This window comes from Pseudomonas sp. UC 17F4 (genome assembly GCF_900101695.1).
Classification (GTDB): domain Bacteria; phylum Pseudomonadota; class Gammaproteobacteria; order Pseudomonadales; family Pseudomonadaceae; genus Aquipseudomonas.
The window spans coordinates 309,392-333,034 of sequence record NZ_FNKV01000001.1 but is presented as its reverse complement, the minus strand read 5'-3'; the positions used below and the strand labels follow the sequence as shown (position 1 = coordinate 333,034).

Below are 23,643 nucleotides of genomic sequence, written 5' to 3'. Positions count from 1 at the left end.
CCAAGCGTGTCTGATTGCTCGCTAGCGCTTCACTCTCCCTGTAAACTGCGTGGGTTTTTATTACCCCCTTCCTTCGGAGCCTTACATGTCCCGCGTTACCCTGAGTCGCTATTTGATTGAGCAGACCCGCAGCAACAGTACCCCTGCCGATCTGCGCTTCCTGATCGAAGTGGTGGCGCGTGCGTGCAAGGAAATCAGCCACAACGTCTCCAAAGGCGCGCTGGGCGGTGTCCTGGGCAGCATGGGCACCGAGAACGTGCAGGGCGAAGTCCAGAAGAAACTCGACGTGATCTCCAACGACATCCTCCTCGAAGCCAACGAGTGGGGCGGTCACCTGGCCGGCATGGCTTCCGAAGAGATGGACAACGCCTACCAGATCCCGGGCAAATACCCGAAAGGCGCCTACCTGCTGGTCTTCGACCCGCTGGACGGTTCGTCGAACATCGACGTCAACGTCTCGGTCGGCACCATCTTCTCGGTACTGCGCTGCCCGAACGAATACCTGAGCCAGAACGAGAGCCTCAACGAGCAGGCCTTCCTGCAGCCAGGCACCAAGCAGGTTGCCGCCGGTTACGCGATCTACGGCCCGCAAACCATGCTGATCCTGACCCTGGGCAACGGCGTCAAGGGCTTCACCCTGGACCGCGAACTGGGCAGTTTCGTACTGACCCACGAGAACATCCAGGTGCCGGAAACCACCGCCGAATTCGCCATCAACATGTCCAACCAGCGCCACTGGGAAGAGCCGGTGACCCGCTACGTGGGCGAGCTGCTGGCCGGTGAAACCGGTCCGCTGAAAAAGAACTACAACATGCGCTGGATCGCCTCGATGGTTGCCGATGTGCACCGCATCCTGACCCGTGGCGGCCTGTTCATGTACCCGCGCGATGCCCGTGAGCCATCCAAGCCGGGCAAGCTGCGTCTGATGTACGAAGCCAACCCGATGTCCTTCATCATCGAACAGGCCGGCGGTGCTTCCACTGACGGTCGCCAGCGCATCCTCGACATCCAGCCAGAGAGCCTGCACCAGCGCGTGGCAGTGTTCCTCGGCTCCAAGCAGGAAGTCGAGCGCGTTACCGGTTATCACAAGGAGTAAATCATGCTCGCACCTTGGCAGCCTTTGCTGGAGTGGTGGTTTGGCTGGGGCACCAGCCCCCAGGATGTGGCTGACGAGAAGAGCACCTTGTGGTTCGGCAAGCACCACGACGACGAAGCGCGTGAGCGCTTCGGCGAGCTGGTCGAGCAAGCGCTGGCCGGCGGCCTCGATGAGTGGCTGCAAAGCCCTCAGGGCTGGCTTGGCCTGGTGTTGCTGCTCGACCAGTTGCCGCGCATGATCCACCGCGACACGCCGCGCGCCTTCGATGGCGACCGACGTGCCCAGGTGCTGGTGATGCAGGGGCTGGACAAGGCCTGGGATTACCAGTTGCTGCCGATCCAGCGGGTGTTCATCCTGTTGGTGCTGGAGCATGCCGAGGTACTGGACTGGCAGAACATCAGCGTCGAGCGTTACCAGTTGCTGCTCGATGCCCAGCCGGATGCCGATCGGCGCTTGTTCGAAGGGTTCCTTGACTACGCCGAACAGCACCAGCGGGTGATTGCCCGCTTTGGCCGCTTCCCGCATCGCAATCTGTTGCTGAATCGGCCGAGTACCGATGAAGAGATGGATTTTCTGCTGGAGCCGGGCTCAAGGTTTTGAGTTGAGCTCAATCGCGGGGCAAGTCGAGTCGTCGCCCCGCGATCAGCTTCACATCAGATCCTGAAACTCCCCACCAATTGCTTCAAACGATTGGCCTGATTCTCCAGGTCATTGCAGGCGCGCAAGGTTGCCTGCAGGTTCTCTACCCCTTCCTGATTCAGCGTATTGATCTCGGTGATGTCGACATTGATCGACTCGACCACGGCCGTCTGCTCTTCGGTGGCGGTGGCTACCGACTGGTTCATGCCGTCGATCTCGCCGATACGCAGGGTTACGCTGCCCAGCCGCTCGCCGGCCTGGTTGGCGATGCCGACGCTGTGCTGGCTGTGGCTCTGGCTTTCGGTCATGGTGCTGACCGCCACCTGAGCACCAGCCTGCAGCTCTTCGATGATGCGCTGAACCTGCTGGGCCGAATCCTGGGTGCGGTGGGCGAGGTTGCGGACCTCGTCGGCCACCACGGCAAAGCCGCGTCCGGCCTCGCCGGCACGGGCCGCTTCGATGGCGGCGTTGAGCGCCAGCAGGTTGGTCTGCTGGGAAATGCCGCTGATCACCTCGAGAATCTGGCCGATGTTCACCGTGTTGGCATTGAGCGTCTCGATGTTGCCGCACGAGTCGCTGATTTTCGCCGACAGTTGGTTCATCACTTCGATGGTCTGCTCGACCACCTGCTGGCCCTGCGCTGCCAGGTTGCGCGCGTCGCTGGAATGTTGCGAGGCGAGGGCGGCGTTCTGGGCGATTTCCTGGGCGGCGGCGCCAAGCTGGTTGATCGCCGCAGCGACGCTGCTGGTGCGGCTCGACTGCTGGTCGGCATTGTGGATCGAGGCGTTCGAGGCACTGACCACGCGCAGCGCCACTTCGTTGACCTGGCCGGTGGCCGAGGCCACTTCGCGGATCGACTCGTGAATACGCTCGACAAAGCGGTTGAACGATTGGCCGAGGCTACCGAATTCGTCCTGGCCATGAATGCGCAAGCGCCGGGTCAGGTCGCCTTCGCCTTCGGCGATGTCGTGCATGGCCCGGCCCATCACGTGCAGCGGCTCCATCAGCACGCGAATCAGCACGCCGAGCAGGGCGATGATGATCAGCACGGCGATCACCGTGGCCACCACTGCCGAGGTGCGCAGTTCGCTGAGCATGGCAAAGGCGAAATCCTGGTCGAGCTCCAGCGCCACGTACCAGTCCGCCGACGCCACGCCGTTGACCTTGGTGAAGGTGATGAACTGCTTGTGGCCGTTGAGCTCGGCTTCTTTCAGGCCGCTACCAACCTGCGGGGTGTCTTGCGGGTAGGCGTCGCTGAGGTCCTTCAGCACCAGGTCGGCTTTCGGGTGGACGAGGATCTTGCCCGCGCCGTTGACGATGAAGGCCTGGCCGTGGCCGTCGAAGTTCAGCGCGTTGATGATCGCGCTGATGCTATCCAGATCGGTGTCGACGCCGTTGACGCCGATCAGCCGGCCCTGGTGCTGCACCGGGGTGGCCAGGGTGATCACCAGCTTGTTGGCCGACGCTGAAATGTACGGCTCGGTAATGATGGTCTGGCCGGCGCTGGTGGCGGCCTTGTACCAGCCGCGCACCCGCGGGTCGTAGTCGGCGGCGCGATTGCCCAGCGGCACCGACTGCATGTAGCCGTCCTGGCCACCGAAGTAGGTCAGCAAAAAATTGCTGCCGTACACCGGCAAGCTCAGGCTGCGGGTCAGGCTGTCCTTGCTGGCGCCATCGATGGCGACTTGCTGGGACAGCGACTGCAGCAGCTGCATGCGGCTTTGCAGCCAGGTCTGGATATTGCTGCTGGTCAGGCTGCCGAGCTCCTGCATCGAGGCTTCGGTGTTGCTGCGCAGGGTCTGGCGCTGGCGGTAATCGTTGAACAGGATGAAACAGGTGAAGGCGACAGCGACCACCAGGGCGGCGGCGAGCAGAATCTTGTGGCTGAACTTCAGGTTTTTTGTCATTGCGAGGTCTGTCTGCACAAGGCGGGTCAACGGGTGGGGCGCGGCAATCGGTCGCAGCGCCTTCCTGTGTCGTCCGTTATGGGCAAAAGATTAATCGCAGAACTCACCAGTCGACCAATGGCGGGGCTTTGACGCCAACAAAACCTGGGCGCTTGGGAACCGGATGAGCTTTTTCCCTTCTAAGCTGTCGGTAGGCCACCGCGCCTGCACCCTCATGTCCAGGAGTGACCCTTCATGTCGTTGCGTTCCCTCGCCCTGCTGTCCTTGTGCGTGTTCCTCACTGCGTGCAACAAGATCAACCAGGAAAACTATTCACAGCTCAAGTCCGGGATGGCCAAGGCCGAGGTCGAAAAACTGCTCGGCGCGCCGACCGATTGCTCGGGCGCCCTGGGCATGTCCAGCTGCACCTGGGGCGACGAGAAGACCTTTATCAGTGTCCAGTACGCCGGTGACAAAGTGCTGATGTATTCCGGGCAGGGCCTCAAATGAAGCGGTTGCATCTGCTGCTGGCGCTGTGCGCCGGGTTGATCCTCGGCGGCTGTGCCAGCACCGGCGCAGGCTCGCTGGAGCCCAAGACTGCCGGCAGCGTCGACCTCAAACGCTACCAGGGCAAGTGGTATGAACTGGCGCGGCTGCCGATGTTCTTCCAGCGCGACTGCGCCCAGTCCGAGGCTCATTACAACCTCAAGCCGGACGGTAATGTCGGGGTGCTCAACCGCTGCCAGACCCTGCTGGGTGAATGGCAGGAGGCCAGCGGCACGGCCACTGCGCAGGTGCCGGGCAAGACCGACAAGCTCTGGGTGGAGTTCGACAACTGGTTCTCGACCTTGCTGCCTGGGGTCGCCAAGGGCAACTACTGGATCCTTTACGTCGACGACAAGTACCAGACTGCGCTGGTCGGCAATCCGGATCGCAAGTACCTGTGGATACTTTCGCGCACCCCGACCATTCCGGCGTTGCAGCGCGAAAGCCTGCTGGCCAAGGCGCGCCAGCAGGGCTACGACACCCAGCGGCTGATCTGGCGGGTGACGGACAAGGACATGGCGGCGCACAAGCCTTGATACCCAAATCGCTGGCAAGCCAACTCCGTCAGTGTAGGAGCGGGCTTGCCCCGCGATGGCGTAATCAGCCCAACAGGCTGCGCAGCACCCCGGCAAATTCCCGTGCGCTGTCTTCTTCCTGGGCATGGCGACCCTGGCGCACGACCCACTGGCCGTTGACCATCACATCGCGCACCTGACGGTCACCGCCGGCAAACAGCCAGCGGTTGAGAATGCCGTCTTCACTGGCTGTCGCCAGGTACGGGTCGTTGCCATCGAGCACCAGCCAGTCCGCGCGCTTGCCCACCGCCAGTTCGCCAATCGGCTGGCCCATGGCCTGGGCGCCGCCACTCAGGGCGGCGTCGTACAGGGTGCGCCCGACCATTGGCTGATCGCCGCGGTACAGGCGGTTACGGCGCTGGTCACGCAAACGCTGGCCATATTCCAGCCAGCGCAATTCCTCTACCACGCTCAATGACACATGGCTGTCCGAACCAATCCCCAGGCGCCCGCCGCGGGCCAGGTAATCCACGGCCGGGAAGATGCCGTCGCCCAGGTTCGCCTCGGTGGTCAGGCACAAGCCGGCGATCGCGCCGCTGCGGGCCATCAACTCGACTTCGTCGGGTTCGGCATGGGTGGCGTGCACCAGGCACCAGCGCTGATTTACTTCGGTGTTCTCGTAGAGCCACTGCAACGGCCGGCGCCCGCTCCAGGCCAGGCAGTCGTCGACTTCTTTCTGTTGCTCGGCGATATGGATGTGCACCGGACAGGCCTTGTCGCTGGCAGCCATGACCTCGGCGATCTGCTCCGGAGTCACCGCGCGCAACGAATGGAAACACAGGCCCAGGGCCTGCGCCGGCTGCTCGGCGAGCAGCGGTGCCAGGCGTGCCTGCAGGTTCAGGTACTGTTCGGTGCTGTTGATAAAGCGCCGCTGGCCTTCGTTCGGTGCTTGCCCGCCAAAGCCGGAGTGGCTGTACAGCACCGGCAACAGGGTCAGGCCGATGCCGCTGGCGCGCGCCGCAGCGCTGATGCGCAGCGACAGCTCCGCCGGGTCGGCGTAGGCCTGGCCCTGGGTGTCGTGGTGAACGTAGTGGAATTCGGCGACCGAGGTATAGCCGGCCTTGAGCATCTCGATGTACAGCTGGCGGGCAATGACCTGCAGCTGCTCCGGGCTGATCTTGCCGACCAGGCGATACATCAGCTCGCGCCAGGTCCAGAAGCTGTCATTGGGGTTGCCGGCCACTTCCGCAAGCCCGGCCATGGCGCGCTGGAAGGCGTGCGAGTGCAGGTTGGGCATGCCCGGCAGCAGCGGGCCGGCCAGGTGCTCGGCGCCTTCGGCCGAGGCATTGGCCTCGATGCGGGTCAGCAGGCCGTCGGCGCCGACCTCGATTCGGACGTTTTCGGCCCAGCCTGTAGGCAGCAAAGCACGTTCGGCAAAGAAGACGGACATCGGCACGGCACCTCATTGTGATTATTTGTATATACATATACAGACGTTTGCCTGCTGGGTAAACTCCGGCAAGCTACCGTTCATTCAACCGAACAAGGATATCTTCCGTGCCGACACCTCCTGTCTCCGCGCTGGTTGCCCAGATGGGCGAGGGTCCGGCGCCGCTGTACGCCCGGGTCAAACAGATGATCGCCCAGCAGATCCAGAATGGCAGCTGGCCGCCGCATCACCGGGTGCCGTCCGAGAGCGAACTGGTCAACCAGTTGGGCTTCAGCCGCATGACCATCAACCGCGCCTTGCGCGAGCTCACTGCCGAAGGCTTGCTGGTGCGCATGCAGGGCGTCGGCACCTTTGTTGCCGAGCCCAAGAGCCGTTCGGCGCTGTTCGAGGTCAACAACATTGCCGACGAGATCGCCGCCCGTGGCCACGAGCACAGCTGCAAGGTGATCATCCTCGCCGAAGAGGCCGCCGGTTCCGAGCGCGCCCTGGCCCTGGACATGCGTGAAGGCCAGCGGGTGTTCCACTCGCTGATCGTGCATTACGAGAACGGCGTCGCCGTGCAGATCGAAGACCGCTTCGTTAATGCTGCGGTAGCGCCCGAATACCTCCAGCAGGACTTCACCCGGCAAACGCCCTACGCCTACCTGTCCCAGGTCGCACCCTTGACCGAGGGCGAACACGTGGTCGAGGCGATTCTTGCCGACCCGGATGAATGCCGCCTGCTGCAAATCGAACCGGGCGAGCCGTGCCTGCTGATCCGCCGCCGCACCTGGTCTGGGCGCCAGCCAGTGACTGCCGCTCGTCTGATTCATCCCGGATCCCGTCATCGCTTGGAAGGACGCTTCAGCAAATGAGCCAGTTGCAGGTATTACGCGCCAAAGACTACCCCCGCATGCCATGGAAGAACGGCGGCGGCAGCACCGAAGAGATTGCCCGCGATGCCGGCGTCGGCCTGGACGGCTTCGGCTGGCGCCTGTCGATTGCCGATATCAGCGAGTCCGGTGGCTTTTCCAGCTTTGCCGGGTATCAGCGGATCATCACCGTGCTCGAGGGCGAGGGCATGCGCCTGCAGGTCGATGGCCAGCCGACGCGGCCGTTGCTGCCGTTCGACGCCTTTGCCTTCAGCGGCCAGAGCCAGGTCAGTTGCACGCTGCTCGGTGGTGCAATTCGCGATTTCAACCTGATCTATTCTCCCGAGCGCTACAACGCGCGCCTGCAGTGGCTCGATGGCAGCCAGCGGCTGTTCAGTTCGGCCACGACCGTGCTGCTGTTTGCCGTGGCTTCCCAGGTCGAGGTGACGCTGGACAGCGGTGTGCAGCTGCTTGGGCGCTATGACTGCTTGCACCTGGAGGCGAGTCAGGGCCTGCAGACCTTGAACATTCAGGGGCGTTGCTGCCTGATCGAGCTCAGCCCGCGCTGAGTGTGTTACGCCTCGGCCGTTCAGCGCGGCCGAGGCTGTTACCGATTGACCCAAAGTGGTGCAACGCCACTGATCCCCTTGGCTTGACCGCTCATCTCCTGGAAAAAATTTTAATTCGCCACAGCCCGCGCATCGCGGGGCTCTAGCACCTGCGTTGGCGCCGGGGAAAGCGCACTGATCAGGAGTTGGCACTTCAATTGCCTATGCTTGTACATACAAGTAAAGATGTGTTTGTATAAGTGCCATGACCCACCCAATGCCTGGGTTGCTCTGGACCGATCGCTTAGGAGCCATTTCCGTGACTGACAACAACTTCAAGAAATTCCGTGACGTCGAAATCCGCGCAGCGCGCGGCAACAAGCTGACCGCCAAAAGCTGGCTGACTGAAGCACCGTTGCGCATGCTGATGAACAACCTCGACCCGGAAGTCGCCGAGAACCCGAAAGAGCTGGTGGTGTACGGCGGTATTGGCCGTGCCGCGCGTAACTGGGAGTGCTACGACAAGATCGTCGAGAGCCTGACCAACCTGAACGACGACGAAACCCTGCTGGTGCAGTCGGGCAAGCCGGTCGGCGTGTTTAAGACCCACAGTAACGCCCCGCGCGTACTGATCGCCAACTCCAACCTGGTACCGCACTGGGCCAACTGGGAACACTTCAACGAACTGGATGCCAAGGGCCTGGCCATGTACGGCCAGATGACCGCCGGCAGCTGGATCTATATCGGCAGCCAGGGCATCGTCCAGGGCACCTACGAAACCTTCGTCGAAGCCGGCCGCCAGCACTACCACGGCAGCCTCAAGGGCAAGTGGGTACTGACCGCGGGCCTGGGCGGCATGGGCGGCGCCCAGCCACTGGCGGCGACCCTGGCCGGCGCCTGCTCGCTGAACATCGAATGCCAGCAGAGCCGCATCGACTTCCGCCTGAGCAGCCGTTATGTCGACGAGCAAGCCAAGGACCTGGACGACGCCCTGGCGCGTATCGCCAAATACACCGCCGAAGGCAAGGCCATCTCCATTGCCCTGCTGGGCAACGCCGCCGAAATCCTGCCTGAACTGATCAAGCGTGGCGTGCGCCCGGACATGGTCACCGACCAGACCAGCGCCCACGACCCGCTCAACGGCTACCTGCCAGCCGGCTGGACCTGGGAGCAATACCGCGACCGTGCGCAGACCGAACCGGCTGCGGTGGTCAAGGCCGCCAAGCAATCGATGGCTGTCCACGTTCAAGCCATGCTCGAGTTCCAGAAGCAGGGCGTGCCGACTTTCGACTACGGTAACAACATCCGTCAAATGGCCAAGGAAGAGGGCGTTGCCAATGCCTTCGACTTCCCGGGCTTCGTACCGGCCTACATTCGTCCGCTGTTCTGCCGTGGTATCGGTCCGTTCCGCTGGGCGGCGCTGTCGGGTAATGCCGAAGACATCTACAAGACCGACGCCAAGGTCAAGGAACTGATCCCGGACGACGACCACCTGCACAACTGGCTGGACATGGCTCGCGAGCGCATCAGCTTCCAGGGCCTGCCGGCGCGTATCTGCTGGGTTGGTCTGGGCCAGCGCGCCAAGCTGGGCCTGGCGTTCAACGAAATGGTCCGCCGCGGCGAGTTGTCGGCGCCGATCGTTATCGGCCGCGACCACCTGGACTCCGGCTCGGTATCCAGCCCCAACCGTGAAACCGAATCGATGCAGGATGGCTCCGACGCCGTCTCCGACTGGCCGCTGCTCAACGCCCTGCTCAACACCGCCAGCGGTGCGACCTGGGTGTCCCTGCACCACGGTGGTGGCGTAGGCATGGGCTTCTCCCAGCACTCGGGCATGGTCATCGTCTGCGACGGTACCGACGAAGCTGCCGAGCGGATCGCCCGGGTACTGACCAACGACCCGGCTACTGGTGTCATGCGCCACGCCGATGCCGGTTATCAGATCGCCATCGACTGCGCCAAGGAACAAGGCTTGAACCTGCCGATGATCACGCGCTGATCTGCGCTAAATGGTTGATACTGATATCTATGCAGGCGCCTACGCCTCACGAGTACGGAGCATTAACGTGACTGAATTGACCCTGAAGCCTGGCACCCTGACCCTGGCTCAGCTGCGTGCGATCTACCAGCAGCCGGTAAAACTCAAGCTGGATTCCAGCGCTGACCAGCAGATCGACGCCAGCGTCGCCTGCGTCGAGCAGATTCTCGCGGAAAACCGCACCGCCTACGGCATCAACACCGGTTTCGGCCTGCTGGCCTCGACCCGTATCGCCAGCCACGACCTGGAAAACCTCCAGCGTTCGCTGGTGCTGTCCCACGCCGCTGGCGTCGGCCAACCGATCGACGACGCCCTGGTGCGCCTGATCATGGTGCTCAAGGTCAACAGCCTGAGCCGTGGTTTCTCCGGCATCCGCCGCAAGGTGATCAACGCCCTGATCGCGCTGATCAACGCCGAAGTCTATCCACACATCCCGCTCAAGGGTTCGGTCGGCGCGTCCGGCGACCTCGCCCCGCTGGCGCACATGTCGCTGGTACTGTTGGGTGAAGGCAAGGCGCGTCACAACGGCCAATGGCTGTCGGCCACCGAAGCCCTGGCGGTTGCTGGCCTTGAGCCGCTGACCCTGGCGGCCAAAGAAGGCCTGGCACTGCTCAATGGCACTCAGGCATCCACCGCCTTTGCCCTGCGCGGCCTGTTCGAAGGTGAAGACCTGTTCGCCGCGGCCATGTCGGTCGGTGGCCTGACCGTCGAAGCCGTGCTCGGTTCGCGTTCGCCGTTCGATGCGCGCATCCACGAAGCCCGTGGCCAGCGCGGCCAGATCGATGCAGCCGCGTGCTACCGCGACCTGCTGGGTGATGGCAGCGAAGTTTCCGCCTCCCACGAGAACTGCGGCAAAGTCCAAGACCCGTACTCGCTGCGTTGCCAGCCACAGGTCATGGGCGCCTGCCTGACCCAGTTCCGCCAGGCCGCCGAAGTGCTGGTGATCGAAGCCAACGCCGTGTCCGACAACCCGCTGGTATTTGCCGCCGAAGGTGACGTGATCTCCGGTGGTAACTTCCACGCGGAGCCGGTGGCCATGGCCGCCGACAACATGGCCCTGGCCATCGCCGAAATCGGTTCACTGAGCGAGCGCCGCATCTCGCTGATGATGGACAAGCACATGTCCCAGCTGCCGCCGTTCCTGGTTGCCAATGGCGGGGTCAACTCCGGCTTCATGATCGCCCAGGTTACCGCCGCGGCCCTGGCCAGCGAGAACAAGGCCCTGGCCCACCCGCACAGTGTCGACAGCCTGCCAACGTCTGCCAACCAGGAAGACCACGTGTCGATGGCCCCGGCTGCCGGCAAGCGCCTGTGGGAAATGAGCGACAACGTGCGCGGTATCCTTGCCATCGAATGGCTGGCTGCCTGCCAGGGCCTGGACCTGCGCGAAGGCCTGAAGACCTCGCCGAAGCTGGAACAGGCGCGTCAAACCCTGCGCAGCAAGGTTGCCTACTACGACAAAGACCGCTTCTTCGCCCCGGACATCGAGGCGGCCATCGCCCTGCTGGCCGAAGGGCGCCTGACCGGCCTGCTGCCGGCCAAGGTCCTGCCTAGCCTGTAATTGCTCCCGGGGCCCCTCGCGGGGCAAGCCCGCTCCCACTTCGGGGGCGGGCTTGCGCCGGGATTGGCGCGCCCGTTCATTCTCACGACCAGAACAAGAATAAGGACGTGACATGCAAGAAGCTCAAGGACTCAAGCGCGGGCTGACCGCGCGACACATTCGTTTCATGGCGCTGGGCTCGGCGATCGGTACCGGGCTGTTCTACGGCTCCGCCTCGGCCATCCAGATGGCCGGCCCTGCAGTACTGCTGGCCTACCTGATCGGTGGTGCAGCGGTCTTCATGGTCATGCGCGCGCTGGGCGAAATGGCCGTGCACAACCCGGTGTCCGGTTCCTTCGGCCACTACGCCAGTACCTACCTGGGGCCGATGTCGGGGTTTATCCTCGGCTGGACCTATGCCTTTGAAATGATCATCGTCTGCCTCGCCGACGTCACCGCCTTCGGCATCTATATGGGCTTCTGGTTTCCGGAAGTGGCGCGCTGGATCTGGGTGCTGGGCATCGTCTTCCTGATCGGCGGCCTGAACCTGTGCAACGTCAAGGTGTTCGGCGAGATGGAATTCTGGCTGTCGCTGCTCAAGGTCGGCGCCATCGTCGCGATGATCCTCGCCGGTTTCGGCATCATGGCCTTCGGCCTGAGCAATGCCGCTGCCGATAACGCCGTGGGCATCAGCAACCTGTTCGAGCATGGCGGCTTCATGCCCAACGGCATTGGTGGCCTGATCGCCTCGTTTGCCGTGGTGATGTTTGCCTTTGGCGGCATCGAAATCATCGGCATCACCGCCGGTGAAGCCAAGGACCCGCAGCGCGTTATCCCCAAGGCAATCAACGCCGTGCCGATGCGCATCCTGCTGTTCTATGTACTGACCCTGTTCGTATTGATGTGCCTGTACCCATGGCCGCAGATCGGCAGCCAGGGCAGCCCGTTCGTGCAGATCTTCAGTAACCTGGGGATTGGCTCGGCGGCGACCGTGCTGAACATCGTGGTGATTTCCGCCGCGGTCTCGGCGATCAACAGCGACATTTTCGGCGCCGGGCGCATGATGTATGGCCTGGCCCAGCAAGGTCAGGCGCCCAAAGGCTTTGCCAAGATCTCCCGGCATGGCGTGCCATGGATGACCGTGCTGGTCATGGGCGCAGCGTTGCTCGGCGGTGTGGTGCTCAACTACCTGATCCCGGAAAACGTATTCCTGCTGATTGCCTCGATCGCCACCTTCGCGACCGTCTGGGTGTGGCTGATGATCCTGGTAACCCAGGTTGCCATGCGCCGCAGCATGAGCCGTGAAGAAGTTGCCCAGCTGAAATTCCCGGTACCGTTCTGGCCTTATGGCCCGGCGGCGGCGATTGCCTTCATGCTGTTTGTCTTCGGCGTACTTGGGTACTTCCCTGATACTCAAGCCGCGCTGCTGGTCGGCGTGGTCTGGGTACTGTTCCTGGTGGTGGCCTACAAACTCTGGTGCAAGCCGCAGGTGGTTGCCGCCGAGCAGCCGCTGGTGCAGGAACCCTCTCAACTCTGATCAAGGAGACTCTGGATGAAAACCCTCTGGCAGCATTGCCATGTGGCAAGCATGGCGCAAGGTACTTACTCGATCATCGAGGATGCGGCGATCGTCACCAGCGCCGGCCATATCGAATGGATCGGGCCGCGCCAGCAGCTGCCGGCCCTGGTCGCTGACAGAACCGTGGACCTGGGCGGCGCCTGGGTCACTCCGGGGTTGATCGACTGCCACACCCACGCGGTGTTTGGCGGCAACCGCAGCGGCGAGTTCGAGCAGCGCTTGCAAGGCGTCAGCTATGCCGAGATCGCCGCCCAGGGCGGCGGCATCGCCAGTACCGTGCGGGCGACCCGCGCGGCCAGCGAAGACGAGCTGTTCGCCAGTGCCCGCCAGCGCGTGCAAGCGCTGATGCATGATGGCGTCACCACCCTGGAGATCAAGTCCGGCTACGGCCTTGACCTGGCCAGCGAGCGCAAGCTGCTCAAGGTTATCCGCCGCCTTGGCGAGGAGCTGCCGCTTACCGTGCGCAGCACCTGCCTGGCAGCCCACGCCTTGCCACCGGAATACAAGGATCGGGCTGACGACTACATCAGCCATATCTGTGACGAAATGCTCCCGGCCCTGGCGGCCGAGGGTTTGGTGGATGCAGTGGATGCCTTCTGCGAGTACCTGGCGTTTTCGCCGGCCCAGGTCGAGCGGGTGTTCATCAAGGCTCGCGAACTGGGCCTGCCGGTCAAGCTGCATGCCGAGCAACTGTCCTCGCTGGCAGGCTCGAGCCTGGCGGCGCGTTACCAGGCGCTGTCGGCCGATCACCTGGAATTCATGACTGAAGACGACGCCATCGCCATGGCGGCGGCCGGGACCGTAGCGGTGTTGCTGCCCGGTGCGTTCTACTTCCTGCGCGAAACCCAGTTGCCACCGATGGATGCGCTGCGCAAGCATGGGGTGAAAATTGCCATTGCCAGCGACCTCAACCCCGGCACTTCGCCGGCGCTGTCGCTGCGGCTAATGCTGAACATGGCCTGTACCCTGTTCCGCATGACCCCGGAAGAAGCCCTGGCCGGTGTCACCCTGCATGCGGCAACCGCTTTGGGCATGGGCGACAGCCACGGTTCGCTGGAAGTGGGCAAGGTTGCCGACTTTGTCGCCTGGCAGATCGAGCGACCGGCCGACCTGGCCTACTGGCTTGGCGGCGACCTGCCCAAGCGGGTGGTGCGCCTGGGCGATGAAATTTCCAATTGAGAGAGGGTCTATGGACAAGGTACTGAACTTTCACCAGGGCACGCTGCCGCTGCTGATCAGCATGCCCCACGCCGGTTTGAAGCTGACCCCAGCGGTGCAGGACGGCCTGGTCGGGCAGGCGCAAAGCTTGCCGGACACCGACTGGCACATTCCGCAGCTATATGAGTTTGCCCAAGGCCTGGGCGTGAGCGTGGTCGCCGCCGAGTACTCGCGTTTCGTCATCGACCTGAACCGCCCGGACGACGACAAGCCGCTGTACGTTGGCGCCACCACCGGCCTGTACCCGGCCACGCTGTTTGAGGGCGAGCCGTTGTTCAAGGACGGCCAGGCGCCGTCGGCACAGGAGCGGGCGGGGTACCTGGAAGCCATCTGGCGGCCTTACCACGACACCATTCGCAGCGAGCTGGCGCGCCTGCGCGAGCAGTTCGGCTATGCCTTGCTGTGGGATGCCCACTCGATTCGTTCACACATCCCGCACCTGTTCGACGGCAAGCTGCCGGACTTCAACCTCGGCACCTTCAATGGCGCCAGTTGTGATCCGCAACTGGCCGAACGGCTGCAAGGTGTTTGTGCAAAATTTGAGCAGTACAGTCACGTGCTCAATGGCCGCTTCAAGGGTGGGCATATCACCCGCCACTATGGCGACCCGGCCAACAACATTCATGCGGTGCAGCTGGAGCTGGCGCAGAGCACCTACATGGAAGAGGTCGAGCCGTTCAAGTACCGCGAGGACCTGGCGGCGCCGACCCAGGTGGTGTTGAAGCAGTTGCTCCAGACCTTGCTGGCGTGGGGCAAGGAGCGCTATTCACGCTGATTGCGCGGCGCCTGCATCGCGGGGCAAGCCCGCTCCCACAGTTCTCGTTGGAGCGGGCTTGCCCCGCGATGAGGCCCCAAAGCCATCACAGGTACATGCTCAAAGCGCAATTCAGGTTTATGATGCCCAACGGCAGAATAATTCCCACACGGAGTGCGTAATGCAGACCTTGTACCCGCAGATCAAACCCTACGCCCGGCACGATCTGGCCGTGGAAGCACCGCATGTGCTGTATGTCGATGAAAGCGGTTCGCCGGAAGGTCTGCCGGTGGTGTTCATCCATGGTGGCCCGGGTGCCGGCTGCGATGCCCAGAGCCGCTGCTACTTCGACCCCAATCTGTACCGCATCATCACCTTCGACCAGCGCGGCTGCGGCCGTTCGACCCCGCATGCCAGCCTGGAAAACAACACCACCTGGCACCTGGTCGAAGACCTGGAGCGCATCCGCAAGCACCTGGGGATCGACAAGTGGGTACTGTTCGGCGGCTCGTGGGGCTCGACCCTGGCCCTGGCCTACGCCCAGACCCACCCCGAGCGCGTGCATGGGCTGATTTTGCGTGGCATCTTTCTGTGCCGCCCGCAAGAGATCGAGTGGTTCTACCAGGCCGGCGCCAGCCGCCTGTTCCCCGATTACTGGCAGGACTACATCGCGCCGATCCCGGCCGAAGAGCGCGGCGACCTGGTCAAGGCTTTCCACAAGCGCCTTACCGGCAACGACCAGATCGCCCAGATGCACGCAGCCAAGGCCTGGTCGACCTGGGAAGGGCGCACCGCGACCCTGCGGCCCAACCCGCTGGTGGTCGATCGCTTCTCCGAGCCACAGCGCGCGCTGTCGATCGCCCGGATTGAATGCCACTACTTCACCAACAATGCCTTCCTTGAACCGGACCAGCTGATCCGCGACATGCCGAAGATCGCCCACCTGCCGGCGGTGATCGTGCATGGCCGCTACGACGTGATCTGCCCGTTGGACAACGCTTGGGAGCTGCATCAGGCCTGGCCGAACAGTGAGCTTAAGGTGATTCGCGACGCTGGCCACGCGGCCTCGGAGCCCGGCATCACCGACGCCCTGGTGCGCGCCGCCGACCAGATGGCCCGGCGCCTGCTCGACCTGCCCCTGGAAGAAGCATGAAGGGCTTGCTGCAACGCGTGCGTGGCGCGCGGGTGGATGTCGAGGGCAAAACCGTTGGCGCGATCGACCAGGGCCTGCTGGTGCTGGTCGCGGTCGAGCCGGGCGATACCCGCGGCCATGCCGACAAGTTGCTGCACAAGCTGCTCAACTACCGGGTGTTCAGCGACCCACAGGGCAAGATGAACCTGTCGCTCAAGGATATCGGCGGCGGCCTGCTGCTGGTGTCGCAGTTCACCCTGGCCGCCGATACCCAGAGCGGCCTGCGCCCGAGCTTTTCGACGGCTGCGCCGCCAGCGCTAGGGGCCGAGCTTTTCGACTATTTGCTGGCCCAGGCGCAGGCGCAACATGCGACGGTTGCCAGTGGTCAGTTCGGTGCTGACATGCAAGTGCACCTGGTCAATGATGGCCCCGTAACATTTATGTTACAAATCTGATGGCAAAAAACCCCTGTTTGCGGGAAAACAAGGGGTTTTGTAGCATAAATAGTTTGATCAGCCTGATGCGTTGTAACGCAGCCTGCTGGATAATCGCGCGCCATGTGGGCCTGCGTTCGTGGGTTCGTTTCACTCTGACTTGAGACTGTCCGGAACCGTTTGGGGAATCATTGCGCCCTTTCGGAGTCCGAACAGTGCTCGCCAACCTGGCATATGTCGCTGGCCGTTGGTTTTATGATCTGTTTTCGGCGAGGGTTGCTCGTGATTGTAAGTCCCTGTAATGCACCAAGAACTCCTGGCAATCGGCTGCGCACGGCGCTGTTGGCAGGCGCAACGCTGGTAAGCCTGCTCGGCGCAGGCCAGCTCTGGGCGTTCAACCTTGACGATGTCGCGGCCAAGGCGAAGGATCTTGCCGGACAAAAGTACGAAGCGCCGAAAAGCAATCTGCCGGCGGTGTTCCGTGACATGAAGTACGCGGACTACCAGAAAATCCGCTTCCTCAACGAAAAAGCCGAGTGGGCCAAGGACAAGACGCCGTTCAAGCTGTCTTTCTACCACCAGGGCATGCATTTCGACACACCGGTCAAGATCAACGAAATCACCACCAAGGCGGTGAAAGAGATCAAGTACGACCCGAGTCGTTTCGATTTCGGCGACCTGCAGTTCGACGCCAAGGCCACCGAGCAACTGGGCTACGCCGGTTTCCGCGTGCTTTACCCGATCAACAAGGCCGACAAGCAGGATGAAATCATGACCCTGCTGGGCGCCAGCTATTTCCGCGTGGTCGGCAAGGGCCATGTGTATGGCCTGTCGGCTCGTGGCCTGGCGATCGATACCGCGCTGCCATCGGGCGAAGAATTCCCGCGCTTCACCGAGTTCTGGGTCGAGCGCCCGAAACCTGCCGACAAACAACTGGTGATCTACGCGCTGCTCGATTCGCCGCGTTCCACCGGTGCCTACCGCCTGACCCTGCGTCCGGGCAGCGACACCATTGTCGACGTGCAGTCCAAGGTGTTCCTGCGTGACCACGTCAGCCGCCTGGGCATCGCCCCGCTGACCAGCATGTTCCTGTTCGGCGGCAACCAGCCGTCCAAGGTTCTCAACTACCGTCCGGCCCTGCACGACTCCGAAGGCCTGTCGATCCATGCCGGCAACGGCGAGTGGCTGTGGCGCCCGCTGAACAACCCGAAACACCTGGCCGTGAGCAACTTCAGCGTCGAGAACCCGCGTGGTTTCGGCCTGCTGCAACGCCAGCGCGAGTTCAGCCAGTTCGAAGACCTCGACGATAACTACCAGAAGCGTCCAAGCGCCTGGATCGAGCCGGTCGGTGACTGGGGCAAGGGTACCGTCGATCTGGTCGAGATCCCGACTGCCGACGAAACCAACGACAACATCGTGGCCTTCTGGAGCCCGGAGAAACTGCCGGAGCCAGGTACCCCGTTCGAATACGCCTACCGCCTGCACTGGACCATCGACGAGTCCAACCTGCATTCGCCGAACCTGGGCTGGGTCAAGCAGACCCTGCGCTCGACCGGTGACGTCAAGCAGTCCAACCTGATCCGTCAGCCCGATGGCAGCGTGGCCTTCCTGGTCGACTTCGAAGGCCCGGTATTGGCTAAACTGCCGGAAGACACCGCCGTGCGCAGCCAGGTCAGCGTTGGCGACAATGCCGAAGTGGTCGAGAACAACCTGCGCTACAACCCGGACATCAAGGGCTGGCGCCTGACCCTGCGGTTGAAGATCAAGGATCCGGGCAAGTCCGTGGAAATGCGCGCCGCCCTGCTGCGTGACGTTCCGGTCGAGCCGGCCAAGCCTGCCAAACCAAGCAAGCAGGACAAAGCCGCGGCCAAACACGCCAAGGCCGACAAGCCTGCCGAGCAACCTGCCGCCGACGCGGCCTCCACCACCGGGGCACCGGCCACCACCGAACAGGTGCTGACCGAGACCTGGAGCTATCAGTTGCCTGCCGATGAGTAATGCCCATACCCGGCCAGAATCGCTCAGCGAATACCTGGCCCACCTGCCCCTGAGCGACGAGCAGCGCGCGGAACTCGCCCGCTGCTCCTCGTTCAGCGAGCTGCATCAACGCCTGTCTGCCCAGCCGGGCGCCGACGCTGCCGAGGCCGTCCAGGCCTCGGTGGGCGAGCGCCTGCACGTGACCTGCGCCGAAGAGCTGCAAGACGCCGAGATGCTCGCGGTGGACGGCAGCGGCCGGGTGTGCCTGAAGGCCACGCCGCCGATCCGGCGCACCCGGGTCATCCCCGAGCCGTGGCGGACCAACATCCTGATCCGCGCCTGGCGCCGCCTGACCGGCCGCACCAACGCCCCGGCCCCGGAAAAACGCGAGCTGCCCAAGGCACGCTGGCGCTGGGTCGGTTCGATGCGCCGCTACATCCTGCTGGCGCTGATGCTCGGCCAGACCATCGTCGCCGGTTGGTACATGAAGGGCATCCTGCCGTACCAGGGCTGGTCGTTCGTCGACCTCGACGAGGTCATGCACCAGCCGCTGCTGCAAACCGCCACGCAAGTCTGGCCGTATGCCCTGCAGACCAGCATCCTGATTCTCTTCGGGATCCTCTTCTGCTGGGTCTCGGCGGGTTTCTGGACCGCGCTGATGGGCTTCCTCGAGCTGCTCACCGGGCGGGACAAATACCGCATCTCCGGCAGCAGTGCCGGCAATGAGCCGATCGAGGCCGGTGCCCGCACCGCGATCGTCATGCCGATCTGCAACGAAGACGTGCCACGGGTGTTCGCCGGCCTGCGGGCGACCTTCGAGTCGGTGGCCGCCACCGGTGACCTCGACCGTTTCGACTTCTTCGTGCTCAGCGACACCAACGACACCGACATCGCCGTGGCCGAGCAACAGGCCTGGCTGGAAGTCTGCCGCGAGTCCAAAGGTTTCGGGCGGATCTTCTACCGTCGCCGGCGTCGCCGGGTCAAACGCAAGAGCGGCAACCTCGACGACTTCTGCCGGCGCTGGGGCGGCGACTACCGCTACATGGTCGTACTCGATGCCGACAGCGTGATGAGCGGCGAATGCCTGACCAGCCTGGTGCGCCTGATGGAGGCCAATCCGGACGCCGGGATCATCCAGACCGCGCCGAAAGCCTCGGGCATGGACACCCTGTATGCGCGCATGCAGCAGTTCGCCACCCGCGTCTACGGCCCGCTGTTCACCGCCGGCCTGCACTTCTGGCAGCTCGGCGAGTCGCACTATTGGGGCCACAACGCGATCATCCGCATGAAGCCCTTCATCGAGCACTGCGCCCTGGCGCCATTGCCGGGCAAGGGCGCGTTTGCCGGTGCGATCCTCTCCCACGACTTCGTTGAAGCGGCGCTGATGCGTCGTGCGGGCTGGGGCGTGTGGATTGCCTACGACCTGCCGGGCAGTTACGAAGAACTGCCACCGAACCTGCTCGATGAGCTCAAGCGCGACCGGCGCTGGTGTCACGGCAACCTGATGAACTTCCGCCTGTTCTTGGTCAAGGGCATGCACCCTGTACACCGTGCGGTGTTCCTCACCGGGGTGATGTCGTACCTGTCGGCGCCGTTGTGGTTCTTCTTCCTGGTGTTGTCGACCGCGTTGCTGGCGACCAACACCCTGATGGAGCCGCAGTACTTCCTCGAACCGCGCCAGCTCTACCCGTTGTGGCCGCAGTGGCACCCGGAGAAAGCCATCGCGCTGTTCTCCACCACCATCGTGCTGCTGTTCCTGCCCAAGCTGCTCAGCGTCATCCTGATCTGGGCCAAGGGCGCGAAAGAGTTCGGCGGGCGCTTCAAGGTCACCGTGTCGATGCTGCTGGAGATGCTCTTCTCCATGCTCCTGGCGCCGGTGCGGATGATTTTCCACACCCGCTTCGTGCTCGCCGCGTTCCTCGGCTGGGCCGCGACCTGGAACTCGCCGCAGCGTGACGACGACTCCACCCCGTGGAGCGAAGCGGTACGCCGCCATGGTCCGCAAACCCTGCTGGGCGTGGCCTGGGCGCTGCTGGTGGCCTGGCTCAACCCGAGCTTTTTGTGGTGGCTGGTGCCGATCGTCGGTTCGCTGATGCTGTCGATCCCGGTCTCGGTGATCTCCAGCCGCGTGCACCTGGGCCTGCGTGCCAAGGACGAAAGCCTGTTCCTGATTCCTGAGGAATACGCCACGCCGCAGGAGCTGCTGGCCACCGACCAGTACACCCACGAGAACCGCTGGCATGCCATGCACGACGGTTTCGTGCGTGCCGTGGTCGATCCGCAGCAGAACGCCCTGGCTTGTGCCCTGGCCACCGCTCGCCACGGTGTCGCGGCGCCGATCGAGGCACTGCGTGCCGAGCGTATCGCCAAGGCCCTGGAGGTCGGCCCGAACGGCCTGGACGGCAACACCCGCCTGGCCCTGCTCAGCGACCCGGTCGCCCTGGCGCGCCTGCACACAGCAGTCTGGGATGGGCAGAACGAGGCCTGGCTGGGCGTCTGGCGCCAGTCGATCGCCAACGATCCGCACTCGCCGCTGCTGCCGCTGCATCCAGAGCCTGCGGCGCAGCCTTCGATGGCCAGCGCCTGATCGTCTGACAGGCTCAAGCAATCGCCGGCAACGCCGGCTCTCACAGGGTTGTATGCACAACTGACCTTGGGGGAGCCGGTGTTGCCGGCGATGCTTTTTCTGGTATCAATGCGTAACAAAGTCATCTTCGGCTATATGTACCGTGCCGTTCATGCGTTAGCATCCCACCCCGAATATCTCGCACCCGTCGCTGTAGGACGGTTCGCGCCAAAAATAAAATTCGAGCTTTCCTGCTAGGGGATCTGGTGATGATTAAGAAGTATCTGTCGATGCTGCTGGTCGGCGTCACGGCGCTGGTTGCGGTAAGTGCCGCGCAGGCGGCTGGTGCCATCGATGACGCGGTCAAGCGCGGCACCCTGCGTGTCGGCATGGACCCTACCTACATGCCGTTCCAGATGACCAACAAGCGCGGCGAGATCATCGGCTTCGAGGTCGATATCCTCAAGGCCATGGCCAAGTCCATGGGCGTCAAGCTGGAGATGGTTTCCACCGCCTATGACGGCATCATCCCGGCGCTGATGACCGACAAGTTCGACATGATCGGCAGCGGCATGACCCTGACCCAGGAACGCAACCTCAAGCTGAACTTCAGCGAACCCTTCATCGTGGTCGGCCAGACCCTGCTGATCCGCAAGGAACTGGCAGACGAGATCAAGTCCTACAAAGACCTGAACAACGACAAGTACCGCCTGACCTCCAAGCTCGGCACCACCGGCGAAATGGTCGCCAAGAAGCTGATCGGCAAAGCCAAGTACCACGGCTACGACAACGAGCAGGAAGCGGTGATGGACGTGGTCAACGGCAAGGCCGACGCCTTCGTCTATGACGCGCCGTACAACGTCGTGGCGGTGAACAAGGCCGGCGCTGGCAAGCTGCTGTTCCTCGACAAGCCGTTCACCTTCGAACCGCTGGCCTTCGGCCTGAAGAAGGGCGACTACGACAGCCTCAACTTCATCAACAACTTCCTGCACCAGATCAAGCACGACGGTACCTACGATCGAATCCACGACAAGTGGTTCAAGGACACCGCCTGGCTCAAGGACATGGAATAAGGCCAAGGCCCCACGCCTGGCTTGAAACCCGACGCGCAGGCTGGTCCTGCGCGTTCGCTTTTACGGAAGTACCCTCGTGATCAAACACAACAAAGCCCAGTGGCCCTGGCACGGGCTGACCGCGCTGGTCCTGATCGGCCTGGCGATCAGCCTGTATTACGCGACCTCGCTGATGTCCTACGAGTGGCGCTGGAACCGGGTGCCGCAGTATTTCGCCTACCAGGCCGAAGTCGCCCAGCGCGTGAGTGAAAACGGCACCATCGAAGCCATCGTCAGCAAGGGCGACATGGCCAGCGTCACCGTACGTGACGAGAGCGGTGGCGAGCAGGTCTTCGAGGTCGAGCAGGCCAGCGTACAGCTGTCGCGCGGCGACGATGTGGCCGAAGGCGACCTGATCGGCGTTACCCACCACTGGGCCGCGGGCCCGCTGGCCTGGGGCCTGTGGACCACGGTATGGATCTCGGTCGCCTCCGGTGTGCTGGGGCTGTTGATCGGACTGTTTGCCGGGCTCTGCCGGCTGTCGAACAACCCGACATTGCGCGACCTGTCGACGGTCTATGTCGAGCTGGTGCGCGGCACGCCGCTGCTGGTGCAGATCTTTATCTTCTACTTCTTCATCGGCACCGTGCTCAACCTGTCCCGGGAGTTTGCCGGGGTGGCGGCGCTGGCGCTGTTTACCGGCGCCTACGTCGCCGAGATCGTCCGTGCCGGGGTGCAGTCGATTGCCAGGGGCCAGGGTGAAGCGGCCCGTTCGCTGGGCCTGAGCGCTGGCCAGTCGATGCGTCATGTGGTGCTGCCGCAAGCCTTCAAGCGCGTGCTGCCGCCGCTGGCCGGGCAGTTCATCAGCCTGGTCAAGGACACCTCGCTGGTCTCGGTGATCGCCATCACCGAACTGACCAAAAGCGGTCGCGAGGCGATCACCACTTCGTTCTCGACCTTCGAGATCTGGTTCTGCGTCGCCGGCCTGTACCTGTTGATCAACCTGCCGCTGTCGCACATGGCCAGCCGGCTTGAGCGGAGGCTTGCGCAAAGTGATTGAAGTCCGTGACCTGGTAAAAGTCTTCGACACCCGTGGGCAGGTGGTGCGCGCGGTCGATCACGTCAGCACCGACGTGGCCAAGGGCGAAGTGCTGGTAGTGCTCGGCCCTTCGGGTTCGGGCAAGTCGACCTTCCTGCGCTGCCTGAACGGCCTGGAGTCGTTCGATGAAGGCACCGTGGCCATCGACGGCCTGCAGTTGGCCGACCCGAAGACCGACGTCAACGCCTACCGCCGCGAAGTCGGTATGGTGTTCCAGCATTTCAACCTGTTCCCGCACATGACCGTGCTGGAGAACCTGTGCCTGGCGCAGAAAGTCGTGCGCAAGCGCGGCAAGGCCGAGCGCGAAGCCAAGGCCCGTGCGCTGCTGGATAAGGTTGGTATCGCCCAGAAGGCCAACGAGTACCCATCACGCTTGTCCGGTGGTCAGCAACAGCGGGTGGCGATCGCCCGCGCCCTGGCCATGGACCCCAAGGTGATGCTGTTCGATGAGCCGACCTCGGCGCTCGACCCGGAAATGGTCGGCGAAGTGCTCGATGTGATGAAGACCCTGGCCCTGGAAGGCATGACCATGGTCTGCGTCACCCACGAAATGGGCTTCGCCCGGGAAGTGGCGGATCGGGTGCTGTTCTTCGATCACGGCAAGCTGCTGGAAGATTCGCCGCCGGAGGCGTTCTTCACTTCACCCAAGGACCTGCGCGCCCAGGCGTTTTTGCGTCAGGTGCTCTAGGGCCTCATCGCGGGTCAAGCCCGCTCCCACTTATG

At 63.3% G+C, this 23,643-nt stretch carries 20 protein-coding genes and 1 pseudogene; 18 read left to right on the top strand and 3 right to left on the bottom strand.

Going from position 1 to position 23,643, the window contains the following annotated elements; translation table 11 throughout:
* Nucleotides 1-85 precede the first annotated feature (85 nt).
* Together BLR26_RS01490 and BLR26_RS01485 are read left to right on the top strand one after the other, a co-directional pair.
* The gene (locus BLR26_RS01490; protein ID WP_045193898.1) at nucleotides 86-1,096 is read left to right on the top strand and encodes a class 1 fructose-bisphosphatase; all 1,011 of its coding nucleotides are present in this window, start codon (nucleotides 86-88) and stop codon (nucleotides 1,094-1,096) included.
* A 3-nt stretch (nucleotides 1,097-1,099) separates the two neighbouring features.
* Nucleotides 1,100-1,696, top strand: coding sequence for a DUF924 family protein (locus BLR26_RS01485; protein ID WP_045193897.1), 597 nt, complete (start codon nucleotides 1,100-1,102; stop codon nucleotides 1,694-1,696).
* A 53-nt stretch (nucleotides 1,697-1,749) separates the two neighbouring features.
* Here BLR26_RS01485 and BLR26_RS27635 read toward each other — a convergent pair whose 3' ends face one another.
* Nucleotides 1,750-2,538, bottom strand: a complete 789-nt coding sequence (locus BLR26_RS27635; RefSeq protein ID WP_371128662.1) for a methyl-accepting chemotaxis protein — start codon at nucleotides 2,536-2,538, stop codon at nucleotides 1,750-1,752.
* 66 nt (nucleotides 2,539-2,604) lie between these two features.
* Nucleotides 2,605-3,642 (bottom strand): annotated as a pseudogene (locus tag BLR26_RS27630) (cache domain-containing protein); the annotation flags it as partial.
* 234 nt (nucleotides 3,643-3,876) lie between these two features.
* On the opposite strand from BLR26_RS27630, the gene BLR26_RS01475 reads away from it, so the two are divergent.
* Nucleotides 3,877-4,131, top strand: a complete 255-nt coding sequence (locus BLR26_RS01475; protein WP_010222308.1) for an outer membrane protein assembly factor BamE — start codon at nucleotides 3,877-3,879, stop codon at nucleotides 4,129-4,131.
* The gene (locus tag BLR26_RS01470) at nucleotides 4,128-4,703 is read left to right on the top strand and encodes a lipocalin family protein (RefSeq protein ID WP_093377024.1); all 576 of its coding nucleotides are present in this window, start codon (nucleotides 4,128-4,130) and stop codon (nucleotides 4,701-4,703) included. Before BLR26_RS01475 ends, BLR26_RS01470 begins: the two co-directional genes overlap by 4 nt.
* A gap of 64 nt (nucleotides 4,704-4,767) precedes the next feature.
* Here the strand turns inward: BLR26_RS01470 and BLR26_RS01465 are convergent, their stop codons facing one another.
* Entirely contained in the window at nucleotides 4,768-6,132 is a 1,365-nt protein-coding gene (locus BLR26_RS01465) for a formimidoylglutamate deiminase (protein WP_093377019.1), read from the bottom strand.
* A 143-nt stretch (nucleotides 6,133-6,275) separates the two neighbouring features.
* Here BLR26_RS01465 and hutC point away from each other — a divergent pair, with 143 nt between their 5' ends.
* The 14 genes from hutC to BLR26_RS01395 all read left to right on the top strand — a co-directional run bounded on the left by hutC (nucleotide 6,276) and on the right by BLR26_RS01395 (nucleotide 23,608).
* On the top strand, nucleotides 6,276-6,986 hold the full coding sequence (hutC, locus tag BLR26_RS01460) for a histidine utilization repressor (RefSeq protein WP_176794301.1): 711 nt from the start codon (nucleotides 6,276-6,278) through the stop codon (nucleotides 6,984-6,986).
* Nucleotides 6,983-7,552, top strand: coding sequence for a HutD/Ves family protein (locus tag BLR26_RS01455; protein ID WP_093377014.1), 570 nt, complete (start codon nucleotides 6,983-6,985; stop codon nucleotides 7,550-7,552). Before hutC ends, BLR26_RS01455 begins: the two co-directional genes overlap by 4 nt.
* Before the next feature lie 298 nt (nucleotides 7,553-7,850).
* On the top strand, nucleotides 7,851-9,530 hold the full coding sequence (gene hutU / locus BLR26_RS01450) for a urocanate hydratase (RefSeq protein ID WP_093377010.1): 1,680 nt from the start codon (nucleotides 7,851-7,853) through the stop codon (nucleotides 9,528-9,530).
* A 67-nt stretch (nucleotides 9,531-9,597) separates the two neighbouring features.
* Entirely contained in the window at nucleotides 9,598-11,130 is a 1,533-nt protein-coding gene (gene hutH / locus BLR26_RS01445; RefSeq protein WP_045193891.1) for a histidine ammonia-lyase, read from the top strand.
* A gap of 112 nt (nucleotides 11,131-11,242) precedes the next feature.
* Nucleotides 11,243-12,646: an amino acid permease gene (locus tag BLR26_RS01440; protein WP_093377005.1), complete on the top strand. Its 1,404-nt coding sequence runs from the start codon at nucleotides 11,243-11,245 to the stop codon at nucleotides 12,644-12,646.
* A gap of 15 nt (nucleotides 12,647-12,661) precedes the next feature.
* Nucleotides 12,662-13,867, top strand: coding sequence for an imidazolonepropionase (hutI, locus tag BLR26_RS01435; protein ID WP_093377000.1), 1,206 nt, complete (start codon nucleotides 12,662-12,664; stop codon nucleotides 13,865-13,867).
* A gap of 10 nt (nucleotides 13,868-13,877) precedes the next feature.
* The gene (hutG, locus tag BLR26_RS01430) at nucleotides 13,878-14,681 is read left to right on the top strand and encodes an N-formylglutamate deformylase (protein ID WP_093376995.1); all 804 of its coding nucleotides are present in this window, start codon (nucleotides 13,878-13,880) and stop codon (nucleotides 14,679-14,681) included.
* A gap of 160 nt (nucleotides 14,682-14,841) precedes the next feature.
* The gene (pip, locus tag BLR26_RS01425) at nucleotides 14,842-15,813 is read left to right on the top strand and encodes a prolyl aminopeptidase (RefSeq protein ID WP_045193887.1); all 972 of its coding nucleotides are present in this window, start codon (nucleotides 14,842-14,844) and stop codon (nucleotides 15,811-15,813) included.
* The gene (gene dtd / locus BLR26_RS01420; protein ID WP_045193886.1) at nucleotides 15,810-16,247 is read left to right on the top strand and encodes a D-aminoacyl-tRNA deacylase; all 438 of its coding nucleotides are present in this window, start codon (nucleotides 15,810-15,812) and stop codon (nucleotides 16,245-16,247) included. The genes pip and dtd overlap by 4 nt, the downstream gene beginning before the upstream one ends.
* A gap of 261 nt (nucleotides 16,248-16,508) precedes the next feature.
* Nucleotides 16,509-18,224, top strand: coding sequence for a glucan biosynthesis protein G (locus tag BLR26_RS01415; RefSeq protein WP_093387197.1), 1,716 nt, complete (start codon nucleotides 16,509-16,511; stop codon nucleotides 18,222-18,224).
* Nucleotides 18,217-20,790 carry a glucans biosynthesis glucosyltransferase MdoH gene (mdoH, locus tag BLR26_RS01410; protein ID WP_045193885.1) on the top strand — a complete coding sequence of 858 codons (2,574 nt, stop codon included), beginning with the start codon at nucleotides 18,217-18,219 and terminating at the stop codon, nucleotides 20,788-20,790. The genes BLR26_RS01415 and mdoH overlap by 8 nt, the downstream gene beginning before the upstream one ends.
* Nucleotides 20,791-21,041: 251 nt before the next feature.
* On the top strand, nucleotides 21,042-21,842 hold the full coding sequence (locus BLR26_RS01405; RefSeq protein ID WP_176794300.1) for a transporter substrate-binding domain-containing protein: 801 nt from the start codon (nucleotides 21,042-21,044) through the stop codon (nucleotides 21,840-21,842).
* A 76-nt stretch (nucleotides 21,843-21,918) separates the two neighbouring features.
* Nucleotides 21,919-22,881, top strand: coding sequence for an amino acid ABC transporter permease (locus BLR26_RS01400; RefSeq protein ID WP_045193883.1), 963 nt, complete (start codon nucleotides 21,919-21,921; stop codon nucleotides 22,879-22,881).
* Nucleotides 22,874-23,608, top strand: coding sequence for an amino acid ABC transporter ATP-binding protein (locus tag BLR26_RS01395; protein WP_093387192.1), 735 nt, complete (start codon nucleotides 22,874-22,876; stop codon nucleotides 23,606-23,608). Before BLR26_RS01400 ends, BLR26_RS01395 begins: the two co-directional genes overlap by 8 nt.
* Nucleotides 23,609-23,643: the final 35 nt, after the last annotated feature.